Origin of the sequence: Saccharothrix sp. BKS2, from assembly GCF_047689505.1 — a bacterium.
Taxonomy (GTDB): domain Bacteria; phylum Actinomycetota; class Actinomycetes; order Mycobacteriales; family Pseudonocardiaceae; genus Actinosynnema; species Actinosynnema lopnurensis.
In genome coordinates this window covers 476,760-491,157 of the sequence record NZ_JAUQOL010000002.1, presented here as the reverse complement: position 1 = coordinate 491,157, position 14,398 = coordinate 476,760, and the positions used below count along the sequence as shown (strand labels likewise).

At 71.9% G+C, this 14,398-nt stretch carries 12 protein-coding genes and 2 tRNA genes; 3 read left to right on the top strand and 11 right to left on the bottom strand.

The genetic code is table 11. The features are described 5' to 3' along the window. Positions 1 to 11: 11 nt before the first annotated feature. From Q5530_RS04925 to Q5530_RS04915, 3 genes are read right to left on the bottom strand one after another with little or no spacing between them, the layout of a single operon-like run. Complete coding sequence (locus Q5530_RS04925; RefSeq protein WP_415360984.1) at positions 12 to 971, bottom strand: NAD(P)-dependent alcohol dehydrogenase; 960 nt, start codon at positions 969 to 971, stop codon at positions 12 to 14. Next, positions 968 to 1,201, bottom strand: a complete 234-nt coding sequence (locus tag Q5530_RS04920) for a helix-turn-helix transcriptional regulator (RefSeq protein ID WP_415360983.1) — start codon at positions 1,199 to 1,201, stop codon at positions 968 to 970. Before Q5530_RS04920 ends, Q5530_RS04925 begins: the two co-directional genes overlap by 4 nt. Then, positions 1,202 to 1,618 (bottom strand): hypothetical protein, encoded by a 417-nt coding sequence (locus Q5530_RS04915; RefSeq protein ID WP_415360982.1) that lies wholly within the window; start codon positions 1,616 to 1,618, stop codon positions 1,202 to 1,204. 104 nt (positions 1,619 to 1,722) lie between these two features. On the opposite strand from Q5530_RS04915, the gene Q5530_RS04910 reads away from it, so the two are divergent. Further along, positions 1,723 to 2,907 (top strand): hypothetical protein, encoded by a 1,185-nt coding sequence (locus tag Q5530_RS04910; protein WP_415360980.1) that lies wholly within the window; start codon positions 1,723 to 1,725, stop codon positions 2,905 to 2,907. A 71-nt stretch (positions 2,908 to 2,978) separates the two neighbouring features. Here the strand turns inward: Q5530_RS04910 and Q5530_RS04905 are convergent, their stop codons facing one another. Beyond that, positions 2,979 to 3,374: a hypothetical protein gene (locus Q5530_RS04905; RefSeq protein ID WP_415360979.1), complete on the bottom strand. Its 396-nt coding sequence runs from the start codon at positions 3,372 to 3,374 to the stop codon at positions 2,979 to 2,981. Positions 3,375 to 4,266: 892 nt separating this feature from the next. Between Q5530_RS04905 and Q5530_RS04900 the strand changes: the two genes are divergently transcribed. Both Q5530_RS04900 and Q5530_RS04895 read left to right on the top strand, forming a co-directional pair. Continuing rightward, entirely contained in the window at positions 4,267 to 7,323 is a 3,057-nt protein-coding gene (locus tag Q5530_RS04900) for an NB-ARC domain-containing protein (protein ID WP_415360978.1), read from the top strand. 9 nt (positions 7,324 to 7,332) lie between these two features. After that, entirely contained in the window at positions 7,333 to 7,899 is a 567-nt protein-coding gene (locus tag Q5530_RS04895; RefSeq protein ID WP_415360976.1) for a tyrosine-type recombinase/integrase, read from the top strand. A 19-nt stretch (positions 7,900 to 7,918) separates the two neighbouring features. Here Q5530_RS04895 and Q5530_RS04890 read toward each other — a convergent pair whose 3' ends face one another. From Q5530_RS04890 to Q5530_RS04860, 7 genes are all read right to left on the bottom strand, one after another. Then, complete coding sequence (locus Q5530_RS04890) at positions 7,919 to 8,887, bottom strand: IS30 family transposase (RefSeq protein ID WP_415360975.1); 969 nt, start codon at positions 8,885 to 8,887, stop codon at positions 7,919 to 7,921. Between the two features lie 169 nt (positions 8,888 to 9,056). Next, positions 9,057 to 9,129 (bottom strand) — tRNA-Arg (locus Q5530_RS04885). Positions 9,130 to 9,168: 39 nt separating this feature from the next. After that, positions 9,169 to 9,257, bottom strand: a tRNA-Ser gene (locus tag Q5530_RS04880). A 126-nt stretch (positions 9,258 to 9,383) separates the two neighbouring features. Continuing rightward, entirely contained in the window at positions 9,384 to 11,369 is a 1,986-nt protein-coding gene (locus Q5530_RS04875; RefSeq protein WP_415360974.1) for an acetoacetate--CoA ligase, read from the bottom strand. Positions 11,370 to 11,428: 59 nt separating this feature from the next. Continuing rightward, positions 11,429 to 12,193: an ESX secretion-associated protein EspG gene (locus tag Q5530_RS04870; protein WP_380632484.1), complete on the bottom strand. Its 765-nt coding sequence runs from the start codon at positions 12,191 to 12,193 to the stop codon at positions 11,429 to 11,431. Further along, positions 12,190 to 13,581 (bottom strand): hypothetical protein, encoded by a 1,392-nt coding sequence (locus Q5530_RS04865; RefSeq protein ID WP_415360972.1) that lies wholly within the window; start codon positions 13,579 to 13,581, stop codon positions 12,190 to 12,192. Before Q5530_RS04865 ends, Q5530_RS04870 begins: the two co-directional genes overlap by 4 nt. Further along, positions 13,581 to 14,249: a hypothetical protein gene (locus tag Q5530_RS04860; RefSeq protein ID WP_415360971.1), complete on the bottom strand. Its 669-nt coding sequence runs from the start codon at positions 14,247 to 14,249 to the stop codon at positions 13,581 to 13,583. Before Q5530_RS04860 ends, Q5530_RS04865 begins: the two co-directional genes overlap by 1 nt. Positions 14,250 to 14,398: the final 149 nt, after the last annotated feature.

The following is a 14,398-nucleotide window of genomic DNA, read 5'->3' as shown; positions in this document are numbered from 1 at the left end:
CGGGTCCGGGGTCAGGGCGTCACGACGGCGTGGCCCCGGACCCGCCCGCGCCGCACGTCCTCGACGGCGGTGGCGAGGTCGGCGAGGGGGTAGGTCCGGTCCAGCACGGGCCTCAGCCGCCCCGCCTCGACCAGGTCGCGCAGGAGCACCAGGTCCTCCAGCCGGTCCCGGTGCACCAGCGGTCTCGCCCGGAACCCCAGGAAGGGCGCGGCCACCAGCGCGCGCAGCCAGCGGTCGGTGCCCATGAACCAGCGGCCGCCCGTGCCGCCGACGAACACCACCACGCCACCCCGGCGCACCAGCCGCCGGCACGCCCGCAGCGTCGGGTTGCCGTAGAGGTCGACCAGCACGTCGAACCCGCCGGGCGGCTCGCCGGTCGCGTAGTCGTGCACGTGGTCGGCGCCCAGCTCGCGGGCCAGGTCGGCCTTCGCCGCCCCGCACACCGCCGTGACCTCGGCCCCGAACGCCTTGGCCAGCTGCACCGCGTACGTGCCCACGCAGCCGGTCGCGCCGGTGACCAGCACCCGGGTCCCCGGTCCGACCCGGCCCCGGTCGCGCACGGCCTGGAGCGCGGTGAACCCGGCGATCGGCACCGCCGCGGCCTGCTCCGGCGTCAGGTTGGCCGGCTTGCGGGTCACCTGGCCCTCGGGCACCGCGACCAGCTCCCCGAACGCGCCGGAGCACCAGCCGAACACCTCGTCGCCGACGTCGAGGGAACCGACCCCGGGCCCGACCCGCTCGACGACGCCCGCCAGCTCCAGGCCGGGCACCCGGTTGCGGGGCCGGCGCAGGCCGGTGATCGGGCGGGAGAGGTAGGGCAGCCCGCGCATCAGGTGCCAGTCGCTGCCGTTGACCGGCGCGGCCCGGACGCGCACCAGCACCTCGCCGGCACCGGGGGCGGGGTCCGCCACGTCCTCCAGGCGCAGGACCTGGTCGAGCTCGCCGTAACCGTCCTGGACGATCGCCTTCACGAGTCCTCCTCGGGACCTTCGGGGTACTGGAAGACCTCGCCGAGCGGCACCCCGAACACCCCGGCGATGAGGAAGGCCATCTCCAGCGAGGGCGAGTACCGGCCCTGCTCGACGGCGATGATCGTCTGCCGGGTGACGTTCACCCGGCGGGCCAGCTCGGCCTGGGTCATCTCCCCGTGCGCGAAGCGCAGCGCCCGGATCGAGTTGGTGATCCTCGTCGGCCGGCCCACTCAGAACCCCCGCCGGTAGGCGACGAGCTTGACCGAGGCGCCGACCACGGCCCACAGCGCGAACACGGCGTAGATGGCGTTGGCGATCCAGAAGTGGGGCGCCCCGGCCATCGTCAGCGCGAACGGGAGCACCATGCCCACGCCCAGCACGCCGGCGGCCACCTGCTCGCCGTGCCGGTCGATGCCCCGGTCGCGCTCGTCGGCCCGGTGCCCGTCGCTGGGGCGGGCCGCCTCGACCCCGATCCGGACCACGACCGCGAGTACGACCGACGCCCCGATCGACCACAGCATCGGCGCCACGTAGGGCGTCGCGGCCAGGTCTCCCCCGGCCCGCGCCGCCATCACGACCACGTACCCGAGGTACGTCGCGGCCGTGACCACCAGGTAGACCCAGGTGCCCTTCTCCTCGTACGTCACCACTCACCCCCGATGTAAAGCGAACTTGACATCGCTAGTGTCAGGGCAGTTTGACTCGATGTCAAGAAGTTTTGACATGATCGGCACCCCCTAGACTGCGCGGGATGAGTTGGGTGATCGTTCGCCAGTTCCGCTGGACGACCCGGACCGGCGCGGACGACTACCCGCGCGTCGAGGAGGTCCACCCGCTCAGCGGGCGCAAGAGGCTGCCGGTGAACGTGGCCGAGGTCGTCCACGTCAACGCCGTGGCCCCGGCCGGTTCGGCGCGGGTCAGGTTCGACACGCGGCTCGACGAGCTGCGGCTGCTGGCGAACTACCTGGGCGTGCGGCCCGGTCGGCCCGTGACGCTGCGCCAGGACGGGTTCCGGGCGAGTTCGCCGCACGTCCGGCGGTTCGTCAGCGAGTCGTTCGGCCTGGGCATGCTCACCGCCGCGGTCCAGGCGGCCTACGAGTGGAACGACGGCGACCCGGCCGACTTCAGCGCGCTGCCGATGACGCTCGCCGCGTCGTCGGCCAAGCGGGGCGTGCGGCCGGACCTGCTGTTCCAGGCGCCGGGCCTGCTGCTCGCGGGCGAGGCCCGGGGTCGGTCCGGCAAGCCGCCGGGCTCGACGAGGCTGCCGCGCGAGCGCCTGGACCGGCTGCTGCCGTGGGCGCACGTGCACCGCCATCCGCTGGTCATGACGTGGGCCTACCTGGACGGCGACGGCGTGGTGGTCGACTTCTTCGCCCCGGCGGACGGGGTCGAGTGGCTGAGCGGCGCCATCGGCGTCCCGGACCCGGCCGCGGCGCTGCGCCTGCCGCGGGCGGAGCAGGTGGCGCTGCGCGAGGTGGACCCGGCGCCGGCGCAGCAGGAGCTGTTCCCCCGGCCGCGGCCGGACCAGCTGTCGCCGTTGAGCCTGTTCGAGGTCGGCACGGGCGCGCTGGGGGCGGTCGAGGAGCAGCTGTTCGACACCGCCCCGCCGGCGCCGGTGACCCTGGCCGGGCGGACCGCGCGCGGCCGGTGGGCGCCGGTGGACCCGGTCACCGGCGCCCGCGGCTCGGTGCTGCTGGCCGTCCTGGACGAACCGCTGCCGCCCGCCGAGGCGGCGGAGGTGGCCCGCGGGTGGCGGCGCGCGGCGGCCGGCGGCGGCGCGGCCGGCGGGCTCGGCGACGACGTGGAAGACCGCTCGGACGACGGCGCGGACGACCGCTTCGCGGCCGGCGACCTGTCGGTGACCGTCCACGGCCGGACCGTCGTGGCCCTGACCCCCACCCGCGACGGCCAGCCGTGGGACGTGCTGGCCGACTGACGCCGGCCGTCGCGGGGGATTTCGCCGCTACCGGGGCGCCGGTGCTCCGCCGGCGGTCCCCGGTTCCCGGATCAGCGCCCGGCGGCCTCCGGAGAGTCGGCGCACCGGGCCCCGACGGGCAGGCCGGCGTACTCGTCCCCGACGAAGTAGACGGCGCTGGACCACAGGTCGCCGCTGTCCTCGTCGGCGTCGTCGACCTGGAGCCAGACGTCGTTGGTGATGCCCGCGTCCGTCACCGGCTCGCCGCGCACCCAGCACTCGACCTTCCTGCGCTGGCCCGCCACCAGCGAACCCACCTTCCGGCAAGCCGACGAAGGACAGGTCCGGATGTTCACCTCGTGCCAGGTCGTGACGGTGTAGAGCGCGCCCCGCGTGCCGACCTCGGCCTGAGCCGTCGCCGCCGTGGTGCTGCCCACCACCACCGCGGCCACCAGCGCCACGACGGCGGTCGGCTTGACGATCCCCATGTGCCCTCCCGGTGATCAGGGTTGATCACCGGTTGTACGCCGCGGACCACCCCCGGCGTTGCCTCGCGGCCGTTCGGCGGTCCGGTTCACCGGCGGCGGAGGTCGAGCAGCCCTCCCCGAGCAGGCAACCCCTGCCGAACCCGCCGGTGTCGGCGACGAGGACGGCGGGTCGACAGGACCTGTGACGCACCGCACGAGAATGCGCAGCGGAACACCCGAGGGACAACCGATGACAATGCGGTGGGAAACGCCCAGGAGCAGCTCCGACCGTTCACCCACAAACCGAGGCCGGCAGGACGGCCGGTTCCCGACTTCCCACGAACCCGTCCCGGAGAGCCGCTACCCGTGTCACGCGGATACCCGGCCACCGCTGCGGGGCCGCAGCCGACCACACGACCGTCTGCGGCCGGCAGTCGGGCTCCCTGGTCCCAGGGCTTCACGGCGTATGACGCACCACACGGTGAGCGGGCTCCCGGTCGCCTGTACTCCACAGTTGCGCATGACTCACGCCTTACGCGCGCTGGCGTGATGTTCAACGCCACCGGGAAGTGACAACTGTCCCTGGTGGGCCCCTACCCGCTCGGCGAAGCGAGCGTCGTCAGTCATCCGACCGCTCGGAGCCACCCGGCTCGCGCCGACGACGGAGCCCGACTACCACTGCGGCAGTAGTGACCAGCAGGTTAACGACGGTAACCACGTGTACCGCGGCTTCGATGGCGTTCACTGTTGCATCCTTCCGACATGGACCGACACAACTGGTGTAGATGTGGGCGGAGCCGATCTGAGGTGATCGCGAACGTTCGCCGAACAACGCGGAGCGGTCCGGTAAGGGGGCGGAGTGGTACGGCAGTTGGCACCGATCGAAACAGCAGGTCCCCGCGAGGTGCAGGCGTTGGCCGAGAGGCTGCGCGAGTGCATGATCAAAGCTGGCTACTCTGGTGTTCGCGAACTGGCTGGCGCCGCGAAGTTGGCGCCCTCCACCGTGTCCGACGCGCTCAGCGGTGCCAGAACCCCCTCGTGGAAAACGGTGTCGTCGTTGCTGCGCGCCTGCGACGTACCGGCCACTAGCGGGTGGGTCAGGTTGCGGGACGACGCCAAGACGGCCGAGCAGCGGTGGCGCCAAACCGCGTCGTCCGAGGAGCTGACGCCTCGCCCCGCCCTGCCGGAGATCTATTCGATCCGACCACCCACCGGTGACCTGCCTCCGCGGGTCCGCGGCCGTGACCCCCTGCTCAGTGCCCTCGGTGACCTGCGGTCGGAAGCCGAACCGCACGTCCGGGTCCTCCACGGTCTCGGCGGCTGCGGGAAGACGACCATCGCCCTCGAACTGGCGCGGACCGCTGGAAGGAACGGTCACCAGGTCTTCTGGGTCTCCGCCCACCAGCACGAACGCCTGATCACCGGCATGCGGGTGATCGCACGGGAACTGGGTGTTCCGGAGAACGAGGTTGAAGACGCCTGGTCGGGCCACGGCAGTGCGCCGGATCTGCTCTGGCACCACTTGGACCAAGCGCGCAGGCGTTGGCTACTCGTGATCGACAACGCTGACAAGCCGGATTTCCTGGCGGTGGCCGACGGGAGTCCGGGCGATGGCACGGGCTGGGTGCGCGCGAGCCCGGCCGGTACCACCGTCATCACCACCCGCGTCGGCAACCCGCAGGTGTGGGGCAATCAGGCCGAGTTGTACCCGGTCGACGTGCTCGCGGTCGACGACGCCGCCGACGTCCTGATCGACATAGCCGGTCACGCCGGCGACCATGAGGACGCGCGAGCCCTGGCCGACCGCCTGGGCGGGCTTCCCCTGGCGCTGGTGTCCGCCGGGCGCTACCTTGCCAGGACCGCTCGCGGAGGCGGGCTGCTCAAGCGCGGACCCGGTTCCGATCGGCTCCGCATCACGACCTTCGATGACTACCGTCGCGCCCTCGGCGACATCGGCACGGATTTGCTCGACCAAGGGCTCGACCACACCCCGGACACCACGAGCCTGGAGCGGCTGCACCGCAAGCTCGTTGGCCGGACCTGGGAGATGAGCCTCGATCTCCTCGACGCTCAGGGGATCGGCCACGCACGCCGCCTGATGCGGTTGATCTCCTGCTTCGCGCCCTCGCCTTTACCCGCGGAACTGATCGACCCCCTTGCACTGGAAGGCAGCGACGCGACGCTGGCGGCCCTGGACGACCCGGACCGGGCGCTTATGGCGCTGGTCGACCTTCACCTGCTTAACATCACCGAGAGCGGTGAGCTGTCCGCGGTCCCCGAGGGGTTCCCTGAACCGCCGCTGCCCTGCCTGGTGGCGCACCGGCTGGTGCTCGAAGCCACCGCGTTCAGGGTGCGATCCCTCCGTCGGGCGGAGCAGGACGCGGTGTGGCGGGCGGCGGCGCACGTCCTGTGGACCGCCGCAGCGCCCGAACCCGAAGAGCACCCGAACTGGGATTGGTGGCAACTCGTCACACCACACGTCAAGGCGGCTGTCGGTGTGGTGCCCGACGACGACCCGGAGACCCTGGCCCGCGTCGCCGAGGCGGGCCTACGCTGCTTCGCCTACCTCGTCTTCGCCAGCCGGTACGACGAGGCCGTGCCCTTGGCCGCATCGCTCCTGGCGCGGACCTCCATCCTGCCGGATGACGACCCGACGCGATTGGCGATCCGGCACCGGCACGCGTTCACCGCCGGTCCGCCAGCCCCCGAGGCTCTGGAAGCGGAATACCGGGACATCCTTGATCGCCAGAGGAAGGTGCTCGGACCGGAACACCCCGAAACCCTGATAACCCACTACAACTGGGCGGTCGCATTGACCCACAGCAGGGACCAAGCTGCAGCGGAAGTGGAACTTCGGTGGGTGGCGAAGACCCGAGTCCGCGTTCTCGGGCCCACCAACCCGTACAGCCTGATCTCACGGCACGCATGGGCCGAGTCGCTGAGCGCCCTGGGGCTCGACGGAGAAGCCGAGGCCGAGATGCGCTCCGTGGTCGCCGACTGCCGGCGCGAGCGGGGCGACCTGGACCACCACACCATCATGCAGCGCTCCTCCCTGGCGGGTTTCATGACCGCGCACGGCCACGGGGAGCAGGCCAACGCCGAGTTCAGTGACATCGTCGAGCACTACGGCTCACCCGCATTGTCCGACGGCACGCACTTCTCCGCCTACACGCGGCATCAGATGGCGCACGCCCTCGACCGGGCGAAGAGGTACGCCGACGCGGAGGTCGAGTACCGGGCCGCGTTGGAGGACATGTCGGCGAACGGCCTCACTGAGCAATCCGACTACCGCCACCTTGCTCAGTGGTTGGGCAAGAACCTGCGCGCCCAGGAGCGGCATGATGACTCTCTCGCGCACTTCGAGGCGTTGATCGCTGACTGCTCGGACCTGCCAAACCACGACGCGTTCCTGCTGAACCTGCGCCACGACTACGGCGACGGGTTGCGCCGTGCCCAGCGCTCCGAAGAGGCGTTGAGCGTAATTGACGACGTCCTGACCTTACGGGAGGGCAAAGGCGAGGGTGAGAGTCTCGACACCATGCGCGAGCGACACTGCCGAGCACACACCCTTCAACGACTGGACCGGTCCGAGGAAGCCCTCGAAGAACTGCGGGTGGTCTCCACGGCCCTTGTCGACCTGCTCGGAGTCGAGTCGCCGGAAGCGCGACGCGTGATGTGGTGCCACGCGATGGCGCTGCACCGCGCCCAGCGCCTCGGCGAGGCGCTGGAACGCCTGGAGGCATGTCACTCGGCGGAAGTGAGCGCGCTGGGAAGTGAGAGCTACGACGCGCTCGTGTCCTCGCGGTACATCACGGAGACGCGGTTTCGGCTTGGTCTGGTGAGCGCTGCGGAGACCCTGGCGGAGGTCGAGGCGCTCCTGCCCAAACTGGTGCAGCAGGACGGGCAGGATGGGAAGTACGTCGCCGCGGTGCTCGCTCTTCGGAGCGAGGTGGAAGGCCGTCAGAGGTGAGTCCTAGAGGTGCTCGGGTTGCGGTGGGACGAGGACGTGGACTTCGGCACATTCGCCAAGGTGTGCGGCAGGCACGAGGTGAAGTGGTGCGTGGACTGCTACGTCGAGGGCGCGGCCACGGTGTACGTCCAGCAGGCCCGGGTTTTGGTCGAGGGCAAGGTGTTGATCGTCCCGCCCAAGTCGGAGAACGGGTTCCGCAAGCTCCCGCTCGACCTCGCGGCGGCGTCAGCCCTGCACACGTTCAAGGTCAAGCAGGCCGAGGAGAAGCTGTCGGTCGGCGAGGGCTACCGGCAGAGCGGCTACGTCGTCGCGGACGAGGCTGGTGAGCCCGTCCACCCCGAGTGGTACTCGGACGAGTTCGGCCGGTTGTCTAAGCGAGCCGGCGTGAAGCGGATCGTCCTGCACGAAGGGCGGCACACGGCGCTGAGCCTGATGGGAAAGGCCGGGGTGCCGATCTCGATCGTCAGCAAGTGGGCCGGGCACTACGACACCGCGTTCACGTACTCGACCTACGTCCACGCGAGTGATGAGGATCTCCACACGGGCACCGAGGCGCTCGGCAAGCTCTACGGCTGAGCAGCAGTACGGGGCAGGTTCAGGCGGTGGAAGCATCCGCTTCGAGGAGTTCGGTGAATACCTCGCTGGGTTTTCTCCAGTCGTGGATTTTACGGGGTCGGTCGTTGATCTCGGCGGCGATGGCGGCCAGGTAGCGGGGGTCGGAGGGGATGTCGACGCCCTTGGGCAGGAACTCGCGCACGATCCGGTTGAGGTTCTCGTTGCTGCCGCGTTCCCACGGTGAGTGGGGGTGGGCGAAGAACACCGGCAACCCGGTGGCGGTGACCGCTTCGTGCAGGGCCATCTCGGAGCCGCAGTCCCAGGTCAGGGAGCGTTTGACCGAGGCAGGGAGGTCGCCGACGGCGGCGATGATCGCGTCGGTGACCGTGAGCGAGTCGCGTCCGCGCAGCGGGACCAGGACCAGGAAGCGGCTGGTGCGCTCGACCAGGGTGGCCACCGCGCTGCGGCCGCCCTTGCCGATGACCAGGTCGCCCTCCCAGTGACCGGGCACGGCCCGGTCGTCGGCCTCGGCGGGACGTTCGTCGAGGTAGCGGGGCTCGCGAATGCGGGGCGCGGGTGCCGGGCGTGGCCCGCGGCGGGCCGTGCGGCCGGTCCGCAGCGCGATCAACTCCCGGTTCAGCGTCGCGACAGGCTGGGCGTAGACCCACTGGTAGACGGCCTCGTGGCTCACCCGCACAGCGTCCTCGCCGTTCTCACCCCGTGCCAACCGGCCCGCGATCGACGCCGGTGACCAGCCCCCGCGCAACTGTTCGACCACCCGTGCCCGAACAGCCGGGTCCCGGTCGACCGCCAACGACTTCGGCCTCGACCGGGCCGCGCCCGCGGCCTGTTCGGCCACCACGGCCCGACAACCCCCGCGACCACCGTGGCGACCGACCTCACGAGAGACCACCGAGGCATCACGACCGATTCGAACCGCGATCTCCTTGTACTCCAACGACTCGGCCAGCCCTCGGGAGATCTCCTCCCGATCGGCCAAGGTCAGCATCCGACGCACGGCGGGCAATCCTTCCCCACCGAACACCACGATCACATGCTACGACCGTCTGAACCTGCCCGGGCGTTCGTGTGAAGATGTGAGACAGCAGCCCCCCACACAACAAATCAGGACCCCGTTCCGTTAACCGAAACAAGGCCCTGACCTGGGCTTACTCTTGCGCGCTCGGCAGGATTCGAACCTGCAACCTTCTGATCCGTAGTCAGATGCTCTATCCGTTGAGCTACGAGCGCATCGTTCTTCAGTTGTCACCCTACCGTAGCAGGGTGTTGCGGAGGCTCCGGGATTTGAACCCGGGATGGGGGTGAACCCAAACCGCATTAGCAGTGCGGCGCCATAGACCAGACTAGGCGAAGCCTCCCGGAGCCCTCGGCTACGACGCATAGATTACACATGCCCCCGAGCGCTTAGCAAAACGCCCCCCTCCTTACCGGATCACCGCAGGTCAGAGCGGGTCTCCGGCAGGTGGGGGGCGTTCACCGCCCGTTCAGCCTGCGGGCGGGGCGGCGAGGTCGAGGAAAGGTCGCAGGGACTCCGGGTTGCGCAGGGCGTCCCGGCTCACGGCCCGCTCGGGCGGGGTGCCGGCCAGGATCTTCTTGACCGGGACCTCGCACTTCTTGCCGTTGAGGGTCCTGGGGATCTCCTCGACCACGATGAACCTGTTCGGGACGTGGCGGGGTGAGAGGTTGGTCCTCAGGTCGGCGCGGAGGACCGGTTCGAGCTCTGTGAAGTTCGTCTCCCCGTCCAGCACCAGGAAGCACAGGAGTTCGCCGTCGGTGCGGCCCGCGCCGGACGTGTCGATCACCAGCGAGTCGAGGACGCCGGGTGTGCTCTCCACCACCCGGTAGAACTCGCTGGTGCCCATGCGAACCCCGCCGCGGTTGAGGGTGGAGTCGCTGCGGCCGTAGATGACCGCCGAGCCCCGCTCCGTGACGCGGATCCAGTCGCCGTGCCGCCAGACGCCCTCGAAGGTGGCGAAGTAGGCGTCGTGCAGCTTGGTCCCGTCCTCGTCGCCCCAGAAGAACACCGGCATGGACGGCATGGGCCTGGTGATCACCAGTTCCCCCACCTCGTCGACGACCGGGGTCCCGGCCTCGGAGTAGGACTCGACGGCGGCGCCCAGGGCCCGGCAGGACAGCTCGCCCAACCAGACCGGCACGTCGGGGGCCGCGGCCACGAACGCGGTGCACAGGTCGGTGCCGCCGGACACCGAGGCGATCTGGACGTGGTCGCCCACCTCGGCGGCGATCCAGCGGAAGCCCTCGGGGGTCAGCGGCGCGCCGGTGGAGCCCACGGCCCGCAGGGACGACAGGTCGTGCGCCGCCGCGGGCTCCAGGCCCTCCTTGAGGCACGACTGGATGTAGGGGGCCGACGTGCCGAAGTACGTCACCCGGTGCTCCTCGGCCAGCCGCCACAGCACGTCGAGGTCGGGGTGCGCGGGGCTGCCGTCGAACAGCACGACGGTCGAGCCGACCAGCAGGCCGGAGACGAGGTAGTTCCACATCATCCAACCGGTGGTGGTGAACCAGAAGAAGCGGTCCTCCGGCCCCAGGTCGCTGTGCAGGGCCAGCATCTTCAGGTGCTCCAGCACGATGCCGCCGTGCCCCTGGACGATGCCCTTGGGCAGCCCCGTCGTGCCCGACGAGTACAGCACCCACAGCGGGTGGTCGAACGGCACCGGGTCGAAGGCGAGCTCGGCCCCGTCGTGGTCGGCGAGCAGGGAGTCCCAGGTCACCGCGTCGGGCAGCGGGGTGCCGCCGACGTAGTCGACCGCCACCACGGCCCGCAGGGACGGGATCGCCGCCGCCAGCTCCGCCACGACCGGCCGCACGTCGAAGGCCCGCCCGCCGTACCGGTAGCCGTCGACCGCGACCAGGACCTTGGGCTCGACCTGGGCGAACCGGTCGGTCACCGCCCGGACGCCGAAGTCCGGCGAGCACGACGACCAGGTCGCGCCGAGGGACGCCGCCGCCAGGAACGCGATCAGCGCCTCCGGCGAGTTCGGCACCAGGGCCACCACGCGGTCTCCCACGCCGACGCCGAGCGACGCGAACCCGGCCCGCACGGCCGCCACGCGCCGCCTCAACTCGCCGCGGGTCAGCTCCGCGGTCACCCCGTCCTCCCGGTGGAAGACGACCGCCAGGGCGTCCTCAGGGCCGCGCAGGGCGTGTTCGGCGTAGTTCAGGGTCGCGCCGGGGAACCAGGTCGCCCCGGGCATCACCTCGACCGGCAGCACCCGGTCGTACCCGTGGTGGAACACCACCCCGAAGAACTCGGCCACGGCGCCCCAGAACGCCTCCAGGTCGGAGGTGGACCACTGCCGCAGCGACTCGTAGTCGGGCAGGTCGAGGTCGTGGCGATCGGCCACGAAGGAGCGGAACGCGGTCATCCGGCTCGCCGCGACCCGGTCGGGGTCCGGCCGCCACAGGACTTCCGCCTCGCCGGCGGCGGTGCCGGCACGCATCTCGGTCATACCTGGAGTTCCTAGCCGAAGAACCGCCCCGGAACCACAGCGACCGACCACACACCGGGTCAGACCCGGGCGGGGGTGGACAACAACCGCTCGACCGCGGAGGTCAGCCTGGGGGCGTCGGTGGGGGCCACCACGAGCCACCCGTCGTCGCGGCGCACCAGGTAGCGGCCCTCGGCCGTGTCCAGCCACGACACCACCGCGCCGGTCGGGTGCAGGTACCCGGCGCGGTTGCGGGCGATCACGCCGACCTGCCCGCCGCCGCTGCGCGTGGTCACCGCGCGCATCAGGGTGTTCGCCTCCGGCTCGCGCAGGCCGACGCCGCGCAGCACGTCCAGGAAGCCCTCCGAGCCGTCGACCTCGCCGGCCCGGCCCGCGGCCAGGTAGTCGTCCCACCGCACGTTCACCGACCGGCCGCCGCCGGGTGGCGCGGGCGGCAGGGTGTTGACCGTGGTGGCGGCGAGCGCGGTCGGCCGGAACCCGGTGACCTGCACCTGGTCGCCGAGCCGGCCCGCGAACGCGCCGTGCCACGCGGCGGTGGCCAGGCCGCGCGCCTGCGCGCCGCGCAGGGTGAAGAAGACCTCCAGGCCCACCTCGAACTCGGCCAGGCCGCGCAGCAGCCCGTACAGCTCGCCGTCCGGGCGCGGCACGGTGCCGAGGCCCCGCGCCGCGAGCGCGCGGGACGTCGTCTCGACCAGGCGCTCGCGCTCCTCCCGGGTGTGCCCGAAGTGCCTGGTGCCCAGCGGCACCGGTTGGGCGTCCCCGTGGACCGACCGCCAGAGCAGGAAGAACTCCAGTTCGCTGAGCCGGAAGACGCGCTCGGTCACAGTCCGATCACCGGTGGTGCGGCCTTGCGGTCGGCGGCGAACAGGTTGTCGTCGTCCTCCAGGTAACCCGGTCGGTTGTGGTCCCGCTCGGTGCTCCCGCCCGCGCCGGCGACGGGCGGCGGCGCGGCGATCGGCGCGGCGCCGATCATGCCCGCCTGCGGCGTCACCGACTTGGGCGCCTGGAACTGGCTGGTCACGCTGCCCGGGTTGGCGGGGGCGCCGCGGTCGCCGAGCGCGCCGCTGACCACGCCGGGGCTGCTCGGGCCGGCGCTGCCGCCACCGCCACCCGCGACCACGGGCGACGGCACGCCGCCACCACCGCCACCGCGGCCGCCGCCGTAACCGCCCCGGCCGCCCGCGAAGCCGCCGCGGCCGAACGGGGTGGGCGCCGCGGGCGCGCCGCCGGGCCGCTGGTTGTTCTGCTGCTGCTGGGACGCGGTGTTGTTCACCACGACCGGGTTGCCGTCCGCGCCCGTCGTCGGCGCCGTGGGCGGGATCATCGTCACCGGGGGCGGCGTGGGCGGCGCGACCGGGTTGGTCGGCGGGCTGAACGACGGCACGGTCCGGTCGACCGCGTAGGAGTTCTGCTGGAACATCGCCATGACCTCGGCGGCCTGGCGGTGCGTCGCGTCGGCGACCACCACGGACTCGACCGCGGGCGCGGCGATGGTGTCGATGCCGGCGAACGCGCTCCGCCCGGTCGGGACGCCGTGCCCGGTCGTGGTCGCGTGGTGCCCGGCAGAGGTCCCGAGGACGGGGCCGGCCGAGTCGACCGAGGTCGGCGACCCGTACGCCAGGCCGCCCGCCAGACCACCCGAGGCGCCCCCGGCGACCAGCGGCGACCGGGGCGTGGCGGCGATCGGGGCCGGCGTGCCGGCCACCTCGCCGACCGGGGTGACCACCGGCGGCGCGGGCGCGGGCGGCGGCATCATCTCGCGCGCCGTCTGCACGTGCTCGATCTCGGTGCCGATGCACTTGGCCACGTTCTCGGCGTGCTCGCTCGTGTTGAGCGCCCACTTCTCCACCGACTCCAGCGCCTCGCGGGCGCGGTCGGCCGTGCCGCCCTCCCACGCCTGGGAGGAGCGGGTGATCGCGGTGGCCAGCAGGTCGCGCACCTCGGCCAGCGCCTGGCCGACCGCGGTCCAGTCGGCCTGGGCGGTGCCGGCGGCCCGGAGGTCCACGCCGGTGTTGATCATGTTCCACAGCGCCTGGTGGGAGTAGGTCATCCAGTCGACCGGCTTGCCGAGGTCGCTGGGCTTCTCCTGGCCGGCGCCCTGGTTGCCGCCCTGACCGCTGCCCTGGTTGCCGCCCTGGCCGCCGTTGTGGTGGCCGTGACCGCCGTTGTGGTGGCCGCCGCCCCGGTGACCACCGTGGTTGTTGTCGCCCATCAGCCCCTGGCCTCCCCGGCGGAACCGAAGGTGTCGGCCGCCTCGTCGTCGGCTTCCTGGAGGTTGCGCGCCGCCTTGCGGATGGTCTCCTCCACCTCGAACAGCACCTTCATGAAGTCACCGATCACGTTGACCGCCGACGACTCGTCGCCCACCGCGACCTCGCGCAGCCGGCGGCTGATCGCCTCGCTCACCCAGTTGTTGCCGAACTTCAGCTCGATGTCGAGGTTGCTGACCGCCTTGGCGTGCACGCCGTCGACCAGGTTGCGCGCCTGCGAGACCAGCTTGAGCAGGTCCTCGACGCCCTGCCGGTCCAGGTCCAGCTGCACGGCCTGCTTGTCCACCGCGTCCAGCGCGACGTTCGCCTTGTCCAGGTCGGTCTTGGCCGCCCCGGCGAAGGTGTCCGCGAGCACGGGCGGGGCGGGCTCGGCCGTCGCGGGGCCGGCCAGCGCGGGGCCGGCCGTCACCGGGCCGGCGGTCACCGGATCGGCCGCCACCGGCGGGGCCGCCGCGGGCTCGGGCGCCGGGGCGCTCGCCGGCGCGCTCGTGCCCGGCGCGGCCGCGACCGGCGCGGACAGCGTCACGGTCGTCGCGCCGATCGGGTCGGGCGGTGGCACCGCGCCCGGCTGCGGCGCCGCGGACGGCGTGAAGCCGGACGGGACCTGCACCGTGGGTGCTCCCGCCGTCGAAGGAACCGTGTTCCCGTCGCTCATCACTTACCCCCTGCACTGCGATTCGCCGCGGCGGCTCCGCGCGTTAGCCGACCGCGACCGAACCGGGCGTTCCGGACGCTCTCCTTAGATGTACCGGGAAGGCC

Bases quoted from the DNA above. Each gene is read 5' to 3' on its own strand.
- Q5530_RS04910 (WP_415360980.1), top strand. From the start codon at position 1,723: ATGAGTTGGGTGATCGTTCGCCAGTTCCGCTGGACGACCCGGACCGGC.
- Q5530_RS04905 (WP_415360979.1), bottom strand. From the start codon at position 3,374: ATGGGGATCGTCAAGCCGACCGCCGTCGTGGCGCTGGTGGCCGCGGTG.
- Q5530_RS04890 (WP_415360975.1), bottom strand. From the start codon at position 8,887: ATGCTGACCTTGGCCGATCGGGAGGAGATCTCCCGAGGGCTGGCCGAG.
- Q5530_RS04875 (WP_415360974.1), bottom strand. From the start codon at position 11,369: ATGACCGAGATGCGTGCCGGCACCGCCGCCGGCGAGGCGGAAGTCCTG.
- Q5530_RS04865 (WP_415360972.1), bottom strand. From the start codon at position 13,581: ATGGGCGACAACAACCACGGTGGTCACCGGGGCGGCGGCCACCACAAC.